The organism is Acinetobacter nosocomialis (assembly GCF_041021905.1).
GTDB classification, from domain to species: Bacteria; Pseudomonadota; Gammaproteobacteria; order Pseudomonadales; family Moraxellaceae; genus Acinetobacter; species Acinetobacter nosocomialis.
The window spans coordinates 2,853,499-2,874,783 of the sequence record NZ_CP157432.1 but is presented as its reverse complement, the minus strand read 5'-3'; the positions used below and the strand labels follow the sequence as shown (position 1 = coordinate 2,874,783).

Genomic DNA, 21,285 nt, shown 5'->3' with positions numbered 1-21,285 from the left:
GAACAATGTTTTATCCCTTACCTCGAAAAATTCAGTTAGCCGCAAGTACTTCAAATTGGCCTATTGAATCTACGCAAAGCATATTGCTCCTAGTCGGGCTAGATGATCTTGAAAATATATCTGATTGGGCGCATCAGCCATTAGCCGATTATTTAGAAATGCTAAGCAAAAGAGCGCAAGCACTCGAAATTCCGGTCATGATGATTCAGTCATCTCAACTTCAACAGGCCATGTTGCAGCTTGGGCAGCACTTGTCATCAAACACTCAGGCACAGGTGATTATGGCGGGGAATTTATCACCGCTATTTAAGCAAGTCATGCAGCTTGTTTTATCCATTACAGATTATGTAGCTGTTGTAAATGATGCGATTTTGGCGAGTAGTTTAGACCAGCATATACAGTGGATTGAAAAAATCAGTTTTGACTCCATTCAACATATAAACACACAGGCATTAATGCGCTTATGGTCTTTAAGTGCACCGTCGTCACAGGTGTTATCCGAGAAAGGAATTTTATTGGCAGTTGCTGAACAGATTGGGCGGCATCCAATGGAAATTCATCCAGAAATAGATTTAAGAAACTACGGTTTAGACACTGCTGGAGTCAATTATCTGGTGGAATTATGGCGTGCGAACGGTGCGAGTCTAAGTGCTGAAGAGCTGATGCAAACACCCACTTTGCAACATATTATGCAGTTATTGAAGCACTAATCGGCTTTAGCCATAAAGTGAATCATAATATTTGCAAATTCTGTTGTTAATTTACCCGAACGGCATTGTAATTCGGACGTAAGCTTTTTATTATTGCCCGCTTGTTTTTCATCTTACCTTGGGAATACAACTTTGAGTGATTTTCTAAGTGAACATCTGATCTATCGTGATGATGATTTTATGGTGATTCATAAACCTTCGGACATTTTGAGTGTGCCAGGGAAAGGTGATTTACATGACAGCGTTTTGACAAGACTGGTGGCAATTGAACCACGAACTTTGCTCATTCACCGCCTTGACCGTGATACCTCGGGTATTTTGGTTTTTGGGTTATCTAAGCGTGGACAAAGTGCGATTGCACGCCAATTTCAAGACCGTCAAACTTCGAAAATATATGAAGCGTTAGTCGCAGGCCATCTAGATGGCGAAGGGACTGTTGATATCCCTGTCGTCTATGACCCGAGTCGACCACCTTTACATATTGTCGATGCTTCTCATAATAAACCTGCTTTAACACATTGGCAGGCGATCGAACATTTCCAGATTCAGGGACAACCGGTTACGCGTGTCAAATTAACACCGATTACCGGACGTTCTCATCAACTCCGTGTACACATGCAATATCTGGGACATCCGATTGTAGGTGATACATTGTATGCAACACCGGAACAATTACTTGTTCCTCGTCTGTGCTTGCATGCCAAACAGTTAAGCTTTAATCATCCTGTCACAGGGGAATCATTAACGTTTAACTGTCCTGTACCGTTTTAATGTAAAAACTTTCAATGAGTAATTTTTGTAGCGAAATAATTTAATTGGTTTCTGCTGCAAAATTTTGCTTTAAAGACTACATAAAAAGATGCAAAAATAAGCTAATTTGCATCGTACAATATGTAGTGCGAACTTGAGAAAAAGGTGGAAAAATTGCAGCAGTATGCTATTGGTCAACGTTGGCTATCAGATACAGAGACTGAGCTCGGTTTAGGCGTTCTTATTGATGTAGATGAAAGATCTGTCAGCATTTTATTCCCCAAGAGTGATGAAACGCGTGTCTATGCACGTAATAACGCACCATTATCTCGTATCATCTTTAACACAAACGATGAAGTTCAAGATCAAGAAGGCCAAAAGTGGACTGTTGAGTCGGTTGAAGACCGCCATGGCGTTTTGCGTTACAACGTAGTTCGTACCTTAGAAAATGGCGAACAAGAACGTAAAGCGCTCAATGAAACTCGTATCGGTGCACAAATTCAGTTATCAAAACCTTTAGATCGTTTGCTGGCAAGCCAGATCGATTATAAAGAGTGGTATGACTTACGCATTGAAGCCATGCTAATGCAAGCGCAAATGCAAACCAGTCCATTACGCGGCTTGGTTGGTGCACGCGTTGGTTTAATCCCACATCAACTCTATATTGCGCATGAAGTCGGTAAACGTTTCGCACCACGTGTTTTACTTGCTGATGAAGTAGGTTTAGGTAAAACAATTGAAGCTGGTTTGATTATCCATCAACAGCTTAAAACTGGTCGTTCAGAACGTATCCTCATCTTAGTCCCTGATTCGCTGCAATATCAGTGGATGATTGAAATGCGTCGCCGTTTCAACTTGCAATTTTCTCTGTTCGATTTAACCCGTACTGCGTCTATTAAAGAACATGATCCAGAGCTTAACCCGTTCTTAACTGAGCAATGTATTATTGCCAGTGTAGATTTGATGGTGGACCATGACGATTTACGTGAGCAAGCACTAGAAGCTGGTTTCGATTTACTCGTTGTCGATGAAGCGCATCATTTAATGTGGAGCGAAGAAGAAGGCGGTAATGATCGTTACGATTTAGTTGAAGAGCTTGCTGAAAATACGGCTGGTGTATTACTTCTTACAGCAACACCTGAACAGCTTGGTGTAGAAAGTCACTTTGCACGCTTACGTTTGTTAGATCCGCAGCGCTTTAGCAGTTTAGAGCGTTTCTTGGATGAAGAAGCGCAATATCAGCAAACTGCTCAAGTTGCAGAAGTATTGATGTCAGATGAACCTTTAACTCAAGAGCATTTAACTGCTTTAGAAGGTTTATTGGGTCATTCAATTGAAGATCAGCCTGAACAACGTTTCAGAGCGATTCATGAGTTGTTAGACCGTCATGGTACAGGTCGTATTTTATTCCGTAATACGCGTGAAGCGATTCAAGGTTTCCCAGGCCGTGATTGCCAACCAGCACCTTTGCCAGCGCCAGAAGATTGGTCAAAAGACGGTAAACTACGTGAGCAAATGTGGCCAGAAGAAGCACAAATTGATGGATCATGGATGCAAAATGACCCACGTGTGCCATGGTTAATGGAAATTCTACGTAAAGAACTTAAACATAAAAAAGTTCTTTTAATTGCACGTAGTGGTCCTGTAGTTGAATCTTTAGAAAGCGCACTTCGTTTGCATGCAGGTATTCGTACTGCTATGTTCCATGAAGGCATGAGTTTACTTGAGCGAGACCAAGCAGCTGCTTACTTTGCAGAAGAAAGCTATGGTGCTCAAATTTTACTGTGTTCTGAAATTGGTTCAGAAGGTCGTAACTTCCAGTTTGCGAGTGATCTCATTTTATTTGATTTGCCTGCAAACCCAGATGTTTTAGAACAACGTATTGGTCGTTTAGACCGTATTGGTCAAGAAAATCGTATTCAAATTCATGTACCTTACTTAATGGGCACCGCTCAAGAGCGTATGTTCCGTTGGTACAATGAAGCATTAAATATTTTTAGCAATATTTCTCCAACAGCTCAAACGTTGCAAGAAAACTTTATTGTTGAATTAAAAGACTGCTTACTTTCAGATCAAGGCCAAACATTTGAAGATTTACTCGAAGAAGTCAATGTTCAACGTCAAGCTTTGGAAACAGAGTTACAAGCTGGTCGAGATCGCTTGCTTGAATACAACTCATGTCGTCCTATTGTTGCACAAGAAATTGTTCAAGCCTTAGAAGACTACGATGACAACACAACATTACCTATGTTTGTGAAGCGTTTTATGTCTTCAACCAATATCGATTTTGATGAGCAAAGTAACGGTACTGTTATTATTCGCCCAACAGACCAAATGCAAGTTCAAGGTTTGGCACTAGACGAAGAGGGCATGACTGCGACGTTCTATCGTGATCAAGCACAAATGCGTGAAGACGCTCAATACCTGACTTTAGAGCATCCGTTCATTGAAAGTGTAATGGAAATGATCCGTACACAATCATTTGGTAGTACTAATGTTGCTGTTCTTAAGTCAAATGCATTAAAGCAAGGTTCTGTATTACTTGAAGTTTGGTTTAAAGTTGATGTAGTTGCACCAAAATCTTTGAACTTGCCATCAAGCTTACCGAAACAGCTCATTCGCGTGTTGTTAAGTGAAAATGGTCAGGACTTATCTGAAAAGATCGATCCAACCATTTTAAAACCATATTTGCACCATTTAGATGGCAATAGCTGCCGCCAAGTGGTTAAAGCTCGCCGTGAAGTAATTGAAGAGCGTTATAGACAAGCGCTTGATATTGCTAAAGTCGGCTTGCCACAGTTACAACAGCAGGCAAAAGAGCATTATGGTAGTAAATGGCAATACGAGATTGACCGCTTAACTTATTTAAAACAGTTCAACCCAAGTATTCGTCAAGACGAAATTGAGCGCTTACAGAAGTTGCAAAAAGAAGGCTTGAGTTTACTCGATGGCTTAACTGTAACTCCGGAAGCGATTCAAGTACTTGTGGTTGTTAAACCATAAGTAGGAAATCATAAAAAAGCGCCGTAACGGCGCTTTTTTATTGAGTAAAATTTAATTAAATCATTCTGGCATCTTTTAATTCTAGTTTTAAATACGCATAAAAGATTGGTGCTGCAATCAATCCACCTAAACCAAAAATTGACTCAAAAATTAACATTGCCAATAAAATTTCCCATGCATTGGCATTAATTTTATGTCCAATAATTTTCGCATTAATAAAATATTCTAACTTATGTACTAATACGAGATAGAGCAGAGCAACGCCTGCTAGACCGAGTGAAACCGTCAATGCAGCAATAAAAGTGAGCGTATTTGAAATTAAGTTGCCTAAAATTGGAATGAGACCAAACAAAAAAGTAAGAATGGTTAAGGTTTTGGCGAAAGGGAGGTGAACACCCCAAATCGGCAATATTACAAATGCAAATAATATAAAGAGCAGCGTATTAATTGCTGAAATTTTAATTTGAGCAAAAACGACGTTTCTAAAAGAAATTGATAACTTTTGAATACGTTGAATGAGTAAAGACTTAAATATAGGCTGTGGTGTTCGACGGTGAAAGCCATGAATAGCTACCAAAATACCAATAATAAGGCCCATAATCATCGTTACGAAGTTATGTAAGATATCGGAACTGGCATTTTTTAATGTCGTCACGTTATCTTTCATAAACGCAAAAATTTCATCTTTTAGTTCTGTAACGCTGTCTGGAATATAACCGGGAAGATATTTGCCAATTTCGGTTTGTAAGTGTAATAGCGTTTGATCGACTTTATTGTTGATATTATGGATACCTACACCTTTTAAGTCATAAACCACAAAGCTAATTAAACTTGTAATGAAAAAGGCGATGAGTGAAACCGTGATAATACTGAGTAAAATACTAATAAAAATGCGGGCTCTTTGACCATCAATATAACGTTCAACAATAGAGCTTAAACTAATAATAATTTCATAAATGAGAAAGCCAGCAAAAAAGCTTGCTAAGAGATGCAAGGGGATAACCGAAAGCAAAAAAATGCCCATCAGAATATAACTTGCAATCAGGCTTTGACGATTACTCAAACTTTGCATGTGAATCCCTAAATATCGTGGGGAAATATGGGTATGTATTGCTAGAATAATAATTACTTATACTCTTGCATGTTGGTTGCTTCAATCTACGAATTATATTTTTATCAAGAAACTGGTATATCTGTATAAAAAATGGCTTGTAAAATCACAAACCATTTTATGTTGAATTTATCGTATTTTTGCTTCGTCTAGATGACGGGCACCTTCTAAAATCATTCTTATCATAATCATGGTTTGTTCTGCGACTTCTGCACGTTGATGAACCGGAAGATCAATCACCTTAGCACCCATATGAAATACAAGTTGCGTAATTGCTTTTGCAACGAGTTCTGGATGGTATAGATGGTTGTTGTTTAATCGCTCTAGACGGATTAAATCTTCTTGTAGTTCTTGCTGGAAGAAGTTGAGCTGGCGGTCTACAGCAGCTTTATAAGATGCAGAACCTGTAAAACCTTCGCGTAACAATAAACTTAAATTACCTTCATCTGCATCAAGCTGCTGAAGAAAAATCTCTACAGAACTACGAATAATACTGTCTTGAAAAGATGCCCGTAGACGAGCTTGACGAATAATCTTACGTAAAACGATACCTGCACGGTCAATGAGTGAAATGGCTAATTCATCAATATCTTTAAAGTGGCGATAAAAGCTGTTTGGTGCGATACCAGCTTCTCTCGCAACTTCACGTAAGCTGAGTGAGGCGATACTTTTTTGTGGACCAATCAGGTTAAGTGCAGCCTGAAAAAGTTCCTCTTTAGTAATCGTCGCTTTTCTTCCAACAGAACGCGTTACTGTTTTTATTTCAATGACATCTTGTGAAGAGCTTGTGTCATTTTGGCTCTGAGAAAGTGAGGTTTGGGTCATGCTTTTCAATATATTCTTAAACTCTCTGGATTATAGCGTTAGACAAGGAACTTGTGAAATTGTAATTAAAAGTACGGGTGTATATACAAATATATATACATGTGTATAATAATTAAAAAAGAGCGACAGAGCCCTCAGTTATGCAAGCAATCGAAAAGAGAAATTCTCTATTCAATTCATTAACACAAGCCGTATTTGATAAAGATATGGCGAGTTTCTGGCTACAAAAAATAAATCCCTTATGGTCTGTACAGCACGGACTCGTTCAAATTGTAAAAAAAGAATTCGTAGCTCATGACACTGTGAGCCTTACTTTAAAATGCAACCGTTTGGTCAAAATGGGAGCAGCAGGTCAGCATCATCCAGTGATTGTTGAAATTGCGGGCCGCCGTTATGAACGTACTTATAGCTTGACACAAATCGATGCAGAGCACTTACGTTTAACCGTTAAAAAAGTTGCTGATGGTGTTGTTAGTAATTGGTTCATTGCTGAAAGTAAGATTGGTGATATTTTTGAGCTTGGTCAACCTTATGGTGATATGCAACAAAATATCCAGACACCAAAATTAATTATGTTAGCTGCTGGTAGTGGTATTACACCAATGTTGAGCTTAATCACAGCAATTAAGCAAAGCCAGCAATTAGAAAAAGTGCAGGTTCAGCTTTTATATTGGGTAAAACAGCGTTCTGATGCTGCTTTTACAGAGTATTTCGAGCAAGTGGCTGAACAAAACCCAAATTTCAGCTATCAGGTGTTTTACACACAAGAAACACCAAATGATGAGCGCTTAAATGCTGAACATCTTGCTTTGGTTGATGATATTGAAAAAAGCACGGTCTACGCATGTGGTCCATCTGGCTTTGTTTCAACTGTCGAAGAGCTTTTTGAAAAAGCACCAGCCGTGCTTACTGAAGCGTTTAGTTTAAGCAATGCAAGTTCTGCAGATGATGTCGGTTATGTGAATGTCACATTAACTCAGTCTAATAAAGTGATTGCAATTCCTAAGGGACAATCGATTTTGGTGAGCCTTGAGCATGAAGGTGTTAAGCCAACACACGGTTGCCGTATGGGAATTTGTAATAAATGTGTTTGTAGTAAAACGCAAGGTTCTACACGTAACCTACTAAACGGTAGTCAAAATACAGAACCAAGCCAGTTACTTAAAATTTGTGTGAATTCAGCACAATCCGATCTAGTTATTGATCTTTAAGAGAGACCTCTTATGAATATGCCAGTGAAAGTCGAATATTTTAAAAATCCTAAAAATCGCGATTTGACTCCAGCAGAACTTGAAGCATTTGCAAAAGAGCTTGACCAGATCAAACAAGAAGTATTGGATGATTTGGGTGAAAAAGACGCAAAATATATCCGTCGTGTTTATGCTGCAGTTCGCTATAGCAGTCTTTTAGGACGAGCATGCTTATTCGCAGGTTGGTTCCCACCAGCATGGATTTTGGGTACAGGTCTATTAGGTTTCTCTAAAATTATGGAGAACATGGAACTTGGTCATAATGTTATGCATGGTCAATATGACTGGATGAATGATCCAAAATTTAATGGCCAAACTTATGAGTGGGACACGGTAGGAACATCTGATAACTGGCGCCAAACTCATAACTATAAACATCATACTTATACCAATATTAAAGGTATTGATGATGATATTGGTTATGGCTTACTCCGTTTATTCCCAGAGCAACGTTGGAAACCAGGGTTTTTACTGCAACCGATTTATAGTATTCCATTTTGCTTATTGTTCCAGTGGGGCGTAGCAATTCAGAATCTTGAAATTGGGCGTGTGCTTTATAAACGTAAGACCAAGGCACAATTTTTAGAAGAGTTAAAACCAGTGAATAAAAAAATTGGTAAGCAACTTTTTAAAGACTATGTTTTCTTCCCTCTCATTGCAGGGCCAGCAGCTTTACCAGTATTTACGGGTAACTTAGTCGCTAATGGTCTTCGTAATATCTGGACATTCAGTATTATTTTCTGTGGTCACTTCACAAAAGATGCAGAAGTATTTCCAAAATCTGTTTTACAAGAAGAAAGCCGTGGACACTGGTATATGCGCCAAATTCGTGGTTCTTCTAACTTAACAGGTTCAGAAGCATTTCATATTTTGTCTGGTCACTTAAGTCATCAAATCGAACATCACTTATTCCCAGATATTCCTGCTCGTCGTTATCGTCAAATGGCTCCAAAAGTTGAAGCAGTTTGTAAAAAATATGGTTTGAACTATAACAATGCCAGCTTTGTTAAACAGTTCGGTCAAGTGGTTGGGCGTATTGCAAAATATGCTTTCCCATTTAAAAAATAATATGAAAAAGCCCTGAGAGTTCAGGGCTTTTTTTATTTCTTTTTAGAAATCCACATCGTAATAGTGGCATGGAATACCTTGTCTTTGTGAGTGTCGTAAACATCTACATTAACTAAATATTCTCTAGCCTTTTCCCAGTCATAATTCGCGTGTACAGGCGCCGCTACAGCAATAAGGTCTGTTTCTGCCTTTTTTAAATATTCAACAGTCATGCCTTTTGGAATCCAGCGATGAGTAGAAGGGACAGTAACTTCTGTCATTGTTCCACCCGCCAGTTCAGCCATATTACACATGGCAATTGCATGTACTGTTCCAATATGGTTAAGCACAGAACGCTTCTTTTTGATGGAAATTTCACAATAATTTGGCTTTAGCTCAATAAAAAGAGGTGAAATACTGCCGAAATAGGGTGCTTTTAGGCACAGCATGCGAGAGAAAGTCCACTTTCCTTTAGGAAAAGCACTGACTTTATTCCAGAGTTCTAATGTTGTTGCCATAATTAATTTTCCTTTAATTTGAAAATACAGAATATTATTCTGTTAAAGAATATAGTTCTGTTTACAAATATGCGTCAAGTCATTCAAAATAACTCCGATGACTGGTCAGAGAATACAAAATGGTGTCTGCTCAAAATTTATTAGAACGTTTGTATCCCGGAAGAAGGGCTGCGTTAAAACGACAAATATTGTTAGATGCTTTAGATTGTTTTTTAGAGCATGGCATTGAAGCGACCAGCATTGAAATGATTCGTGCCAAATCAGAAACGAGTGTTGGAGCGGTTTACCACCATTTTAAAAATAAAGAAGGAATAGTCGCGGCTTTATTTTTTTCAGCTTTAGATGATCAGACAGCATTAAGAGATGAATATTTAAAACAGGTCAAAACATTACAAGAGGTGGTATTTGGTTTAATTCATAGTTATGTAGACTGGGTAAGTGAACAACCCGAATTTGCAAAATTCTTAATTACTGCTCATTTCAATATTATGCAAGGGGAAGAACAGCAACAACTTGCTCAAAAAAATAAAAGTAGAAACAAAAAGATATTCAGTTTAATTTCAGATTTTGAAGAATTTAAAGCTTTCCATATGATTCCACATGAACTTTTGCTGTCACTGGTCATTGGTTCTACAGAAAGTTATTGTCGTGCGTGGTTATCACAACGTGTAAAGTCTGACCCTAAAATCTATAAAGACTTGTTAGCCAAAGCAGCATGGAGTTCATTGCAAGATTTATGTTTAGAACAATAATGTGGAGTATAAAAAAACCGCATTAAGAATGCGGTTTTTTAGTTTGAAAAATAATTATTTAAACTGGATTGAACCATTTGCATTTACGGTAATTTTAGACTCACCAGCAGCCATATCTTGAGCTGGGGCTGCAGCTTCGGCCAGCGCAAATTTAGCCATACTTGCACGCATTACAGGCTGAGGAAAATAGTTATTCGTGTTTAGGTTTAGATTAACTAACGTGTATTGGCTCTTATTCCAAGCTTGAGTCAACATTTGAGCACGTTGCTGGAAGCTTTTAGATGCTTCAACCATTAACTCATTTTCAACTTTTTTACGTTGCTCATCTGAAACACTAAAATTAATGGATTGAGTTTGAAAGCTTTGCTGTAACTCATTAATTAATTGGCTTGCTGCTTTAAAATCTTTACTTTCTAAACGGATTTCTGCACGGCCACGCCATTCTTTTAATTTGTTACTGTCATTGTCATAAATTGGATAAGTGCTTTGAGCACCGGTTTCCACTTTTACCTGTGGATATTTGCGTGAAGTCGCCAGTGCTTGATTCATTAACTGGTTAATTTGATTTGAAAGTTCAGCAGGCTGCTTGTTACTTTTTTCAATATATAACGTTGCATGCATTTCATCGTTAGATACCTGACGAGAAGCTTCAGCTTGAACATTTACAATATTGTAGTGAAGTGCATTATCATCTTGGGCAAAAACCATAGGGCTGAGTACCGTACCAAGGAGAAGAGTAGATATTGCTAAAGTACGCATAAATTTATCCTTTAAAAATTAATATAAATTTAATTTTTTTTCATTAAGAAATGTTAAACATAAGTTATGCATAACTTTTGCAGATTTTGTGGGGTATTTGTAATATTTAAATCAAGTTTTTTGATTTTTGGTGCAGACAAAAGCTTTAAAAAATAAAAACTTAAAAATAAAGTATTTCAATGTAACTTAAAAAATCAAACTAATATAAAAAAAGAATATTTTCTTTAGGTTGTCACATAGTATGATGATAATTCATCATAACTATTGGGATAATACATTTTTTCAATAAGATTAGATGAGTAAAGTACACAAAAGACGTTTTTTTTCTTGCAAAATTAGGTATCATCGCGCTCCTAGTTACAAGATATAAAATATGTGTCTTCGCTAGTTCTATAAAGCACCGAGTCAAAGGACCAAAAGTCACCAGACTTATTTCTTTCTACCCTTATCAGAGATGGTAATCCGATATGAGCGTTACTTCTGTCAACCCTGCCACTAATGCTACTAACGAATATTATTTGACTCGCCAAAGTCAAATGGAATCGAATGTTCGTAGCTATCCACGTAAATTACCGTTAGCGATAGCGAAAGCACAAGGTTGCTGGGTTACTGATGTTGAAGGTACACAGTACCTTGATTGTTTAGCTGGGGCAGGTACATTGGCTTTAGGTCATAATCATCCTGCGGTGATTCAAAGTATTCAAGACACATTGGCAAGTGGTTTGCCATTGCATACTTTAGACTTAACCACACCTTTAAAAGATGCGTTTACTGAAGCGTTGTTAGCATATTTACCAGGTGGTAAAGAAGAGTATTGCTTACAGTTCTGTGGTCCTGCTGGTGCAGATGCGACTGAAGCAGCAATTAAACTTGCTAAGACTTACACTGGTCGTAGTTCAGTAATCAGTTTCTCTGGTGGTTATCATGGTATGACCCATGGTTCACTAGCAATGACTGGTAACTTAAGTGCGAAAAATGCAGTTAATGGTTTAATGCCAGGCGTACAATTCATGCCATATCCGCATGAATATCGCTGCCCACTTGGTTTAGGTGGTGAAGCTGGTGTTGATGCTTTAACTTACTATTTTGAAAACTTTATTGAAGATGTTGAAAGCGGTGTAACTAAGCCGGCTGCTGTCATTCTTGAAGCAATTCAGGGTGAAGGCGGTGTTGTTACAGCTCCAGTAAAATGGTTGCAAAAAATCCGTGAAGTAACTGAAAAGCACAACATCGTTTTAATTTTAGACGAAGTTCAAGCTGGCTTTGCACGTTCAGGCAAAATGTTTGCATTTGAACATGCAGGTATTGAACCTGATGTTGTTGTAATGTCTAAAGCAGTAGGTGGTGGTTTACCACTTGCAGTATTAGGTATTAAACGTAAATTTGATGCTTGGCAGCCTGCTGGTCATACGGGTACTTTCCGTGGTAACCAACTTGCTATGGGTACTGGTCTTGTCGTATTAAAAACGATTAGCGAACAAAATCTTGCTCAAAATGCGCAAGAGCGTGGTGACTTCTTACAAGCTGAATTGAAAAAATTAGCTACTGAATTCCCATGTATCGGTAACGTACGTGGCCGTGGTTTAATGATCGGCGTTGAAATCGTTGACGAGCGTAAACCTGCTGACCGTATCGGTTCTCATCCTGCTGACTCTCAGTTAGCAGCTGCGATCCAGACTGCTTGCTTTAACAACAAGTTATTGCTTGAAAAAGGCGGTCGTAACGGTACAGTAATTCGTTTACTTTGCCCACTCATCATTACTCAAGAAGAGTGTGTTGAAGTAATTGCCCGCTTCAAGAAAGCAGTTGCAGAAGCATTGGTTGCAGTACGAGGCGCTTAAATATGGTGGATTTTGCAGAACATCGTAAAGCGTTACTCTGCAATGATGCACAATCCATTGCTGACTATGAGTCAGCAATGGGCGAAGCGGTAAAAGCCGTTTCAGCATGGTTGCAAAATGAAAAAATGTACACAGGCGGTAGCATTAAAGAATTGCGTTCAGCAATTTCTTTCCAACCTTCAAAAGAAGGTATGGGTGTACAACAATCTCTTCAACGTATGATTGAGCTTTTCTTAAATAAAAGCTTGAAAGTACACCATCCACATTCATTAGCGCATTTACACTGCCCAACTATGGTGATGAGCCAGATCGCGGAAGTGTTAATCAATGCAACTAACCAGTCTATGGACTCATGGGATCAAAGCCCGGCAGGTTCATTAATGGAAGTTCAGCTGATTGATTGGTTGCGTCAAAAAGTAGGTTATGGTTCTGGTCAGGCAGGTGTTTTCACTTCTGGCGGTACTCAATCTAACTTGATGGGTGTGTTGCTTGCTCGTGACTGGTGCATTGCGAAAAACTGGAAAGACGAAAATGGTAATCCATGGTCTGTACAGCGTGATGGTATTCCAGCTGAAGCAATGAAAAACGTCAAAGTCATTTGTTCTGAAAATGCGCATTTCTCTGTGCAAAAGAACATGGCAATGATGGGCATGGGCTTCCAGTCAGTTGTAACTGTACCTGTGAATGAAAATGCTCAGATGGATGTTGATGCTCTTGAAAAAACGATGGCGCATCTTCAAGCTGAAGGTAAAGTTGTTGCTTGTGTTGTTGCGACAGCAGGTACAACCGATGCTGGTGCAATTGATCCATTGAAGAAAATTCGTGAAATCACAACGAAATATGGTTCATGGATGCACATCGATGCTGCATGGGGCGGTGCACTGATCTTGTCAAATGACTATCGTGCAATGCTAGATGGTATTGAGTTGTCTGACTCGATCACCCTCGACTTCCATAAGCATTACTTCCAAAGCATTAGCTGTGGTGCGTTCTTGTTAAAAGACGAAGCGAACTATCGTTTCATGCACTATGAAGCTGAGTACTTGAACTCTGCTTATGACGAAGAACATGGTGTACCTAACCTTGTGTCTAAGTCATTACAAACGACTCGTCGTTTTGATGCATTAAAATTGTGGATGACAATTGAATCTCTAGGTGAAGACCTATATGGTTCAATGATTGACCATGGTGTAAAACTGACTCGTGAAGTTGCAGATTACATCAAGGCAACTGACGGTTTAGAGCTTTTAGTTGAACCACAATTTGCTTCGGTATTGTTCCGTGTTGTTCCAGAAGGTTATCCAGTTGAGTTTATCGATAGCTTAAATCAAAACGTAGCAGACGAATTGTTTGCACGTGGTGAAGCAAATATCGGTGTAACAAAAGTTGGTAATGTACAGTCATTGAAAATGACTACATTAAGCCCTGTTGTAACATTTGAAAATGTTAAAAACCTTTTAGCTCAAGTATTGGCTGAAGCTGACCGCATTAAAGATGCGATTGCTTCTGGTAATTACGTACCACCAATCGACTAATTGAGTTGATACTAAAAAAGCTCGGTTTATTGCCGGGCTTTTTTATTACATATTATTTTTATTAAAAGTGTGCATCGGAAAAGACTAATATGCACAAAATATGCATATTTTCAAAAAACAAAAATAATTATGCATGATTTATGGGGAGCAAATTTCTTATTGTATTGGTAGGTTCCAGATATTTTGGGTTGTATTGATATATCAATATCGCACTTACTTTAAATAATCCCGCTTTAACTGAAAAAAGTAAGTGGCTGTAATTACAATTAAGACAAGGAAGAAGAAATGCAACAAGCGAATATGCTCAATGAATTTAAACTCATTATTGGCGGTCAACGTTGTTCAGGTGAGCAAGGTGAACTAGAAATTCTTAACCCTGCTACTGGCTTAACTGCTGCACGTTGTGCAAAAGCATCAGTTGCGCAGGTGAACCAGGCAGTGAGTGCAGCTAAACAGGCATCTAAAGCTTGGCAACAAGTCTCGCACGATGAACGTAAATCAATCTTAAATAAAATTGCAGATGGCATTGAAAAGCACGCTGAAATGCTCGCAGAGCTGGTTGTCCTTGAACAAGGTAAACCACTGGCACTTGCACAAATGGAAGTGCAGGGTGCAATTGGCTGGACGCGTCATGCGGCTTCTATGGATTTACCGGTAGAAGTAATTGAAGACAGTGAAACTAAGCGTATTGAGCGCCATCGCCAACCATTGGGTGTAGTGGCTTCAATTACGCCATGGAACTGGCCACTCATGATTGCAGTTTGGCACATCATGCCTGCATTGCGTGCTGGTAATGTTGTGATTAGCAAACCTTCTGAATACACACCACTATCGACTTTACGTTTATGTGAAATCATCCAGCAAGAAGTTCCGGCAGGTGTAATCTCAATTGTGGTTGGAGCTGGTGAGATTGGCGAAGCATTATCTTCTCATCCAGATGTACAAAAAGTCGTGTTTACTGGCTCAACTCGAACTGGTCAGCACATTATGGCTGGTGCAGCTCAACAGCTAAAACACTTAACTTTAGAGTTGGGTGGTAATGATGCTGGTATTGTATTACCAGATGCAAATATCGATGAAATTGCATCTAAGATTTTTAATATGGCGTTCTTAAACGCTGGTCAAACATGTGCGGCATTAAAGCGTTTATATGTACATGAAAGCCAATATGAGGCTTTATCTCAAAAGTTAGCTGATATTGCCAACGCTCAAGTGGTGGGAGATGGTATGGCATCTTCTACAACATTTGGTCCAGTACAAAACCAAATGCAATATAACAAGGTGAAAGCTCTTATTGCTGAAGCGATTGAACAAGGTGCAAAAGCACTTTCTGGACAACAACAGCTACCAGAGCAAGGCTACTTTATTGCGCCAACTATTTTGACTGAAGTTTCTGACTCTTGTCGCGTGGTGCAAGAGGAGCAGTTTGGTCCAGTGTTGCCTGTTTTAAAATATACCGATATCAGTGATGCAATTGCCCGTGCCAATGACAGTGAGTTTCGTTTGGGTGGTTCAATTTGGTCTTCTGATCTTAAAGCTGCACAGACCTATGCTACACAGCTTCAATGTGGAACGGTTTGGATTAACACCCATGCAGAAGTGCTACCTCATGCACCTTTTGGTGGCTGGAAAATGTCTGGCTTAGGCGCTGAGTTTGGTTTAGAAGGTTTGCTTGAAAATACTATTGGGCAAACGGTCCATATCAGTAAAGTCTAAATGTTAATTTTAAGGCGGATCTAGTATCCGCCTTTTTATTTTCACCGATATGGTAGAAAGACTTCGCTTATTTATTGGGAGTGATGATAGCTCAGGCTTTTAGGTTTAATTAAAAAATGATTCTGTTCTTTAATTTTTTTCAGAACAATGTAAGACTTTATGTGACCTATAAAATTATAAGAAAGCAATCTTTCAGTAACAAATTGAGAAAGCTGTTCTAAGTTTTCAGCAACAACTTTTAAAATAAAATCCGCATCGCCACTAATTGAAAAAGCATCCTGAATGTTATCTTCAGCTTCAATCAGCTCTTGAAAAGCTTGTTGTGATTTTGCCTCGTGTGTTCTTAAATTTATGTGAATCATTGCTGTAACTTCAAGCCCTAGCGCCTGTTGCTGGATGCGTGCCGTGTAGCCAAGAATCACGCCTTTTTGCTCAAGCAATTGACGTCGTCTTGAACATTGAGAAGCAGATAAACCGATTAAATCTCCAATTTCCTGATTGGTGAGTCGTCCATTCTTTTGTAGTGCCTGAATGATTTGCCAGTCGAACTTATCCATTGCATAAAATCCTTTTATGATACACAAATCATGTATTTTTATTAAAATGCGTTTTCATTATGCACGAAATCTAAAAGATAGATGAAATATTATTTTTCTATGGAATAAAAATTGGTCTCAAAGGATATAGAGCAATGTTCATAGAAATTGGTGAATTTTTAAATCTTCGTCTAAAACAAATGGGTATCCAACATCTTTTTGGTGTACCTGGTGATTTTAACCTCTCATATCTAGAACAAGTTGAAGCAGACCCACAACTCGAATTTATTGGAAATTGTAATGAATTAAATGCTGCCTATGCAGCAGACGGTTATGCGCGAATTAACGGTTTTTCTGCCTTGGCTACGACTTATGGTGTAGGTGACTTAAGTGCCATTAATGGTATTGCTGGTGCCTATGCAGAAAATGTACCTCTTATTCATATCTCAGGTATTCCACCTTTACATGCAGTACAAAAGGGCACTTTAATTCACCACACGCTTGTTGATGGTAACTATGACAATATTATGAACTGTATGAAAGAGTTCACAGTTGCCCAAACTCGTTTAACTCCTGCAAATGCAGCTTCTGAAATTGATCGTGTGTTACGTCAGTGTTTCCTTGAACGCCGTCCTGTACACATCCAACTACCTGGTGATATTACTCACGTTAAAATTGAAGTGTCTGAGCGTCCGCTCGACCTAAGTTATCCAGCTGTTGAGCCTGAATTATTGCAAAGTGTGGTGAGCAAACTTTGTGACATTATTGAGAATGCTCAAAGTCCAGCGCTTTTAATTGATAATGAAGCTTCAGTTTTTGGTGTAACTTCACTTTTAAATGATTTGTCTCAAAAATGCTCAATTCCATTTGCAGGTATGAATACTGCAAAAAATATTATGGATGAAGGTTCACCACGCTACATTGGTACTTATGTTGGTGGGGCGAGCCAACCGCATGTGAAAAATATCATTGAACAATCTGACTGTTTAATTGGTATTGGCGCGCGCTTTACCGATGTAGGCTCAGCTGTATTTACTCATCAAATTGAGACCAGGAACTACATCGAAATTAAATCTTATGGCTTAAATATTTTTGGTCAGGATTTTCCGGGTATTGAAATTGGACAATTACTTGTTGAGCTAAATAAAAAAGTTGCGCCACGTAAATCGTCAGTTCCCCTTCTTGAAAAACAACCTCAGAAAGTAGTTGAAGCGCCAGCTCAACAGAGACTAAGCCAAGATGTGCTTTGGAACTACATTTCAGGTTTCTTAAAAGAAGATGATGTGATTATTGGGGAAGTCGGGACATCAAACTCTGCTTTGTCAGGTATAAAACTGCCTGCTACAGCTAAATATATTGCACAGCCACTTTGGGGTTCTATTGGTTACACCTTACCTGCTTTGCTTGGTAGTTTGTTAGCTGCCCCTGAACGCCGTCAAATTTTGTTTATTGGTGACGGTTCGTTCCAGCTTACGGTACAAGAGCTTTCTACAATTATCCGTCATGGTTTAAAACCAATTATTTTCTTGCTGAACAATGGCGGCTATACCATTGAGCGCTTAATTATGGGTGAAAACGCTGCCTATAACGACGTGCAAAACTGGAAATACACTGAAATTCCAGCGGTATTTAACGGTAAGAAAGGCCATACAACTTATGTGGTTGAAACTGCAGGACAGTTAAAGAGTGTTTTAGACAACGTTCAGCAAAATGACCAGTTAACTTTTATTGAATTAAAACTACCAGCAATGGATGCCCCGGTGAGTTTGAAAAAATTTGCTTCTGTGATTGCACGTTTTGATTACGGCGATCGTGGCTACGAAATTTTAAAGGAGCGTTCCCAACCTATTAAATGTAAGGATGCAAGCTCGTTTTAAATAGAAGATAGGACACGTCTTCTCAAAATTAAATGGACTCATATTAAAGCAATTTATGTCCGAAGGTCGGTTTCTGATCTTCGGATGTGGTGCTGAATAAAGGTGTACAGGAAGTGACACCAACATTGGAGATAATGTTATGGATGCAAACAATAAGCACGAGTTAAAACAAGGCTTATCCAATCGACATATTCAACTCATCGCACTCGGAGGGGCGATCGGAACTGGGTTATTCTTAGGTCTTTCTCAAACAATTAAATTGGCTGGTCCTTCAATTTTATTAGGATATGCAATTGCAGGAGTGATTGCCTTTTTAATTATGCGTCATTTAGGTGAAATGGTTGTTGAAGAACCGGTAAGTGGTTCTTTTAGTTATTTTGCGAACAAATACTGGGGCAAAATGGCTGGTTTTATGTCTGGTTGGAACTACTGGGTGTTGTATGTACTGGTAAGTATGGCCGAACTGAGTGCAATTGGTACGTTTATACAGTTCTGGTGGCCTGAAATTCCGACATGGATGACTGCATTATTTTTCTTTATTTTAATTAACGGCATTAACTTGGTAAATGTCCGCTTTTTTGGGGAATCCGAGTTCTTATTTTCCTGCATTAAAATTGTTGCGATTTTAAGTATGATTGGCTTCGGTGCTTATCTTTTACTTTCAGGCTCAGCAGGTCCGCAAGCGGGTGTTGCAAATTTATGGCAACACGGTGGTTTCTTTCCGCATGGTATTCATGGCTTTATTATGGCTTTGGCTGTGATTATGTTTGCATTTGGTGGTTTAGAGCTTATTGGTATTGCAGCGGCAGAAACCAAAAAACCTGAAACAACAATTCCAAAAGCAGTGAACCAGATTGTGTACCGCATCTTGATTTTTTATATCGGCGCAATTGGTATTCTTTTATGTCTTTATCCTTGGAATATGGTGGCAGAAGGTGGTAGTCCATTTGTCTTAATTTTCCAGTCCCTTAATAGTAATGGCGTTGCGAATGTTCTGAACTTTGTGGTCTTGATTGCTGCTATTTCGGTTTATAACAGTTGTATTTACTGTAATAGTCGTATGTTGCATGGTTTAGCAGAGCAGGGCAATGCGCCAGCAATTTTGAAAAAAGTAAATAGCCGTGGCATTCCAGTTCCGGCAGCAGTTGTGTCTGCATCAATCACAGCAGTCTGTGTGGTGGTGAACTATTTAATTCCTGGCCAAGCTTTTCAGCTCTTTATGATGTTAGTTGTTGCAGCGCTTGTCATTAACTGGCTCATGATTTCTGTAACGCATTTGAAATTTACTAAAGCAATGAAATTACAACGTCGTCAAACTAAGTTTCAAAGCATCATGAGCCCATGGAGTAACTATTTAACCATTAGCTTTGTATGTTTCATTCTTATTATTATGGCAATGACTCCAGATATGAGACTGGCTGTGATTTTGGGGCCGATCTGGCTTGCTGTTTTAGCCATTATGTATTTCTTGAAGTACCGTAAAAAAATGGTCCCAATGCCAGAAGTACAATCAAACTGATAAGCTTAATTTACGGTGATATTGCGGTTATCTGACAAAAAGCAGGTAACCGTTTATCTTTTTGTCATAATATTTTCATCTTTGAACGAAATAATTTTTTAAAAACAAATATGACATCTAAAAATTTGAGAAATGTGTCAAAAATTAAATTTGTAATAACAATTTATTAAATTCTTTAAGTTTTTATAATTTAAGAATAATTGTAAATTTGGTAATTGGGATGATTGTCATATTTAATATAAAAATTAGGTTCTCTAAGCCTTATAAAATAAGTTTAAATGCTTGATATAAAATAAAATTAAAAATGTGACAATGAACATTATAAAAATCATGAAAGCGTCATAATACTGTAACTTATTTGTCATATTTTCTATTCACAATGCAGCTATCGAAGAGCGTACAAGCACTAAACAAAAAGTGACGTACAACCTATTGCATTAATGAGAGAGAACAGAATGCGCTTAAATCCACGTCAAATCGCAATTGCGTTAGCAGTAACTGGGGCCGCTGTAACAACGACTGCAAATGCAGCTCGTGATACGATTCAAATTGCTGGTTCTTCAACTGTATTACCGTTTGCCAGCGTTGTAGCTGAAGAGTTTGGTAATACATTTCCTCAATTTAAAACTCCTGTTGTAGGTTCTGGTGGTTCTTCTGCTGGTTTAAAACAGTTCTGTCAAGGCGTTGGTGACAACACGATCGACGTTGCAAACGCTTCTCGTAAAATTAAAAGCACTGAAATTGAAGCTTGTAACAAAGCTGGTGTAAAACAAATTCAAGAAATCAAAATTGGTTATGACGGTATTGTATTCGCGTCTAGCTCACACAAAGCAGCTTATAAATTAAAACCTTACCATGTGTTTGCTGCTTTAGCTGCACAGTTGCCTTCAAAAGGTAAATTGGTTCCAAACCCATATACAAACTGGAATCAAATCGACAAATCACTTCCTAATGAACCTATTACACTTGTAATTCCTGCGTCTAACCACGGTACGCGTGAAGTTTTCCAAGAGAAAATGGTTGATGCTGGTTGTGAATCATACGAATACTTCAAAAACTTAGATAAAGATGCTCAGAAGAAAGCATGTTCGACTTTCCGTAAAGACGGTCGTGTCATTGAAATTGCTGGTGACTATACAGAAACTTTAGCTCGCTTAAAAACTTCTCCAAGTGCAGTAGGTGTGTTTGGTTTAAGCTTCTATGACATGAACCGTGACAAGTTACGTGTAGCATCAGTAAACAACGTACTTCCTTCTGAGAAAACTGTGTTAAACGGTACATATCCTGTATCTCGCCCATTATTCTTCTATGTGAAAGGCGAACACTTAAAATCAGTTAAAGGTTTACCACAGTATGTAGAATACTTCCTAAGCAAAAAAGCGACTGGTAAAGGTTCTAAAGCTGAGCGTGATGGCTTAATCGCGATGTCTGATGCAGAACGCGCTAAAGTCCTAGCTGACTTTAAAGCAGGTAAAACTGTTAAATAATTTGTTTTGAATAGGGGCTGGTGATCCCAAGTGATCATCAGCCTTTTTG

17 protein-coding genes are annotated in these 21,285 nt (G+C 38.5%); 12 read left to right on the top strand and 5 right to left on the bottom strand.

Annotation, left to right across the window (positions count from 1 at the left end; all coding sequences use genetic code 11):
• Positions 1–5 precede the first annotated feature (5 nt).
• The 3 genes from ABLC00_RS13385 to rapA all read left to right on the top strand — a co-directional run bounded on the left by ABLC00_RS13385 (position 6) and on the right by rapA (position 4,463).
• Positions 6–710, top strand: coding sequence for an isochorismatase (locus tag ABLC00_RS13385; RefSeq protein WP_004885953.1), 705 nt, complete (start codon positions 6–8; stop codon positions 708–710).
• 132 nt (positions 711–842) lie between these two features.
• Positions 843–1,481 carry an RluA family pseudouridine synthase gene (locus ABLC00_RS13380; RefSeq protein ID WP_004700090.1) on the top strand — a complete coding sequence of 213 codons (639 nt, stop codon included), beginning with the start codon at positions 843–845 and terminating at the stop codon, positions 1,479–1,481.
• 144 nt (positions 1,482–1,625) lie between these two features.
• Entirely contained in the window at positions 1,626–4,463 is a 2,838-nt protein-coding gene (gene rapA / locus ABLC00_RS13375) for an RNA polymerase-associated protein RapA (RefSeq protein ID WP_002052446.1), read from the top strand.
• Positions 4,464–4,518: 55 nt separating this feature from the next.
• On the opposite strand, the gene ABLC00_RS13370 is transcribed toward rapA, so the two are convergent.
• Positions 4,519–5,535, bottom strand: coding sequence for an AI-2E family transporter (locus ABLC00_RS13370; RefSeq protein ID WP_002052593.1), 1,017 nt, complete (start codon positions 5,533–5,535; stop codon positions 4,519–4,521).
• A gap of 168 nt (positions 5,536–5,703) precedes the next feature.
• Complete coding sequence (gene fabR / locus ABLC00_RS13365; RefSeq protein ID WP_004707630.1) at positions 5,704–6,399, bottom strand: HTH-type transcriptional repressor FabR; 696 nt, start codon at positions 6,397–6,399, stop codon at positions 5,704–5,706.
• Positions 6,400–6,539: 140 nt separating this feature from the next.
• On the opposite strand from fabR, the gene ABLC00_RS13360 reads away from it, so the two are divergent.
• The gene (locus tag ABLC00_RS13360; RefSeq protein ID WP_004885957.1) at positions 6,540–7,610 is read left to right on the top strand and encodes a ferredoxin reductase; all 1,071 of its coding nucleotides are present in this window, start codon (positions 6,540–6,542) and stop codon (positions 7,608–7,610) included.
• Between the two features lie 12 nt (positions 7,611–7,622).
• Positions 7,623–8,717 (top strand): acyl-CoA desaturase, encoded by a 1,095-nt coding sequence (locus ABLC00_RS13355; protein WP_002052591.1) that lies wholly within the window; start codon positions 7,623–7,625, stop codon positions 8,715–8,717.
• 32 nt (positions 8,718–8,749) lie between these two features.
• Here the strand turns inward: ABLC00_RS13355 and ABLC00_RS13350 are convergent, their stop codons facing one another.
• Positions 8,750–9,214: a hotdog fold domain-containing protein gene (locus tag ABLC00_RS13350; RefSeq protein ID WP_004885959.1), complete on the bottom strand. Its 465-nt coding sequence runs from the start codon at positions 9,212–9,214 to the stop codon at positions 8,750–8,752.
• A 119-nt stretch (positions 9,215–9,333) separates the two neighbouring features.
• Here ABLC00_RS13350 and ABLC00_RS13345 point away from each other — a divergent pair, with 119 nt between their 5' ends.
• A complete protein-coding gene (locus ABLC00_RS13345; protein WP_004885962.1) occupies positions 9,334–9,966 on the top strand; it encodes a TetR/AcrR family transcriptional regulator in 633 nt (210 codons plus the stop codon).
• A gap of 54 nt (positions 9,967–10,020) precedes the next feature.
• On the opposite strand, the gene ABLC00_RS13340 is transcribed toward ABLC00_RS13345, so the two are convergent.
• Positions 10,021–10,725 (bottom strand): SIMPL domain-containing protein, encoded by a 705-nt coding sequence (locus ABLC00_RS13340; protein WP_002052708.1) that lies wholly within the window; start codon positions 10,723–10,725, stop codon positions 10,021–10,023.
• A 467-nt stretch (positions 10,726–11,192) separates the two neighbouring features.
• Between ABLC00_RS13340 and ABLC00_RS13335 the strand changes: the two genes are divergently transcribed.
• The 3 genes from ABLC00_RS13335 (at position 11,193) to ABLC00_RS13325 (ending at position 15,817) form a co-directional block, all read left to right on the top strand.
• A complete protein-coding gene (locus ABLC00_RS13335) occupies positions 11,193–12,566 on the top strand; it encodes a diaminobutyrate--2-oxoglutarate transaminase (protein WP_002052610.1) in 1,374 nt (457 codons plus the stop codon).
• A 2-nt stretch (positions 12,567–12,568) separates the two neighbouring features.
• Positions 12,569–14,101 carry an aspartate aminotransferase family protein gene (locus ABLC00_RS13330; RefSeq protein ID WP_004707641.1) on the top strand — a complete coding sequence of 511 codons (1,533 nt, stop codon included), beginning with the start codon at positions 12,569–12,571 and terminating at the stop codon, positions 14,099–14,101.
• A gap of 285 nt (positions 14,102–14,386) precedes the next feature.
• Entirely contained in the window at positions 14,387–15,817 is a 1,431-nt protein-coding gene (locus ABLC00_RS13325; protein WP_348941026.1) for an aldehyde dehydrogenase family protein, read from the top strand.
• A 71-nt stretch (positions 15,818–15,888) separates the two neighbouring features.
• On the opposite strand, the gene ABLC00_RS13320 is transcribed toward ABLC00_RS13325, so the two are convergent.
• Positions 15,889–16,374: an Lrp/AsnC family transcriptional regulator gene (locus tag ABLC00_RS13320; protein ID WP_004885973.1), complete on the bottom strand. Its 486-nt coding sequence runs from the start codon at positions 16,372–16,374 to the stop codon at positions 15,889–15,891.
• Between the two features lie 134 nt (positions 16,375–16,508).
• Here ABLC00_RS13320 and ABLC00_RS13315 point away from each other — a divergent pair, with 134 nt between their 5' ends.
• The 3 genes from ABLC00_RS13315 to ABLC00_RS13305 all read left to right on the top strand — a co-directional run bounded on the left by ABLC00_RS13315 (position 16,509) and on the right by ABLC00_RS13305 (position 21,236).
• Complete coding sequence (locus ABLC00_RS13315) at positions 16,509–18,230, top strand: alpha-keto acid decarboxylase family protein (RefSeq protein ID WP_004885974.1); 1,722 nt, start codon at positions 16,509–16,511, stop codon at positions 18,228–18,230.
• 139 nt (positions 18,231–18,369) lie between these two features.
• Entirely contained in the window at positions 18,370–19,749 is a 1,380-nt protein-coding gene (locus ABLC00_RS13310) for an amino acid permease (protein ID WP_002052892.1), read from the top strand.
• 455 nt (positions 19,750–20,204) lie between these two features.
• Complete coding sequence (locus tag ABLC00_RS13305) at positions 20,205–21,236, top strand: substrate-binding domain-containing protein (RefSeq protein ID WP_004707648.1); 1,032 nt, start codon at positions 20,205–20,207, stop codon at positions 21,234–21,236.
• Positions 21,237–21,285: the final 49 nt, after the last annotated feature.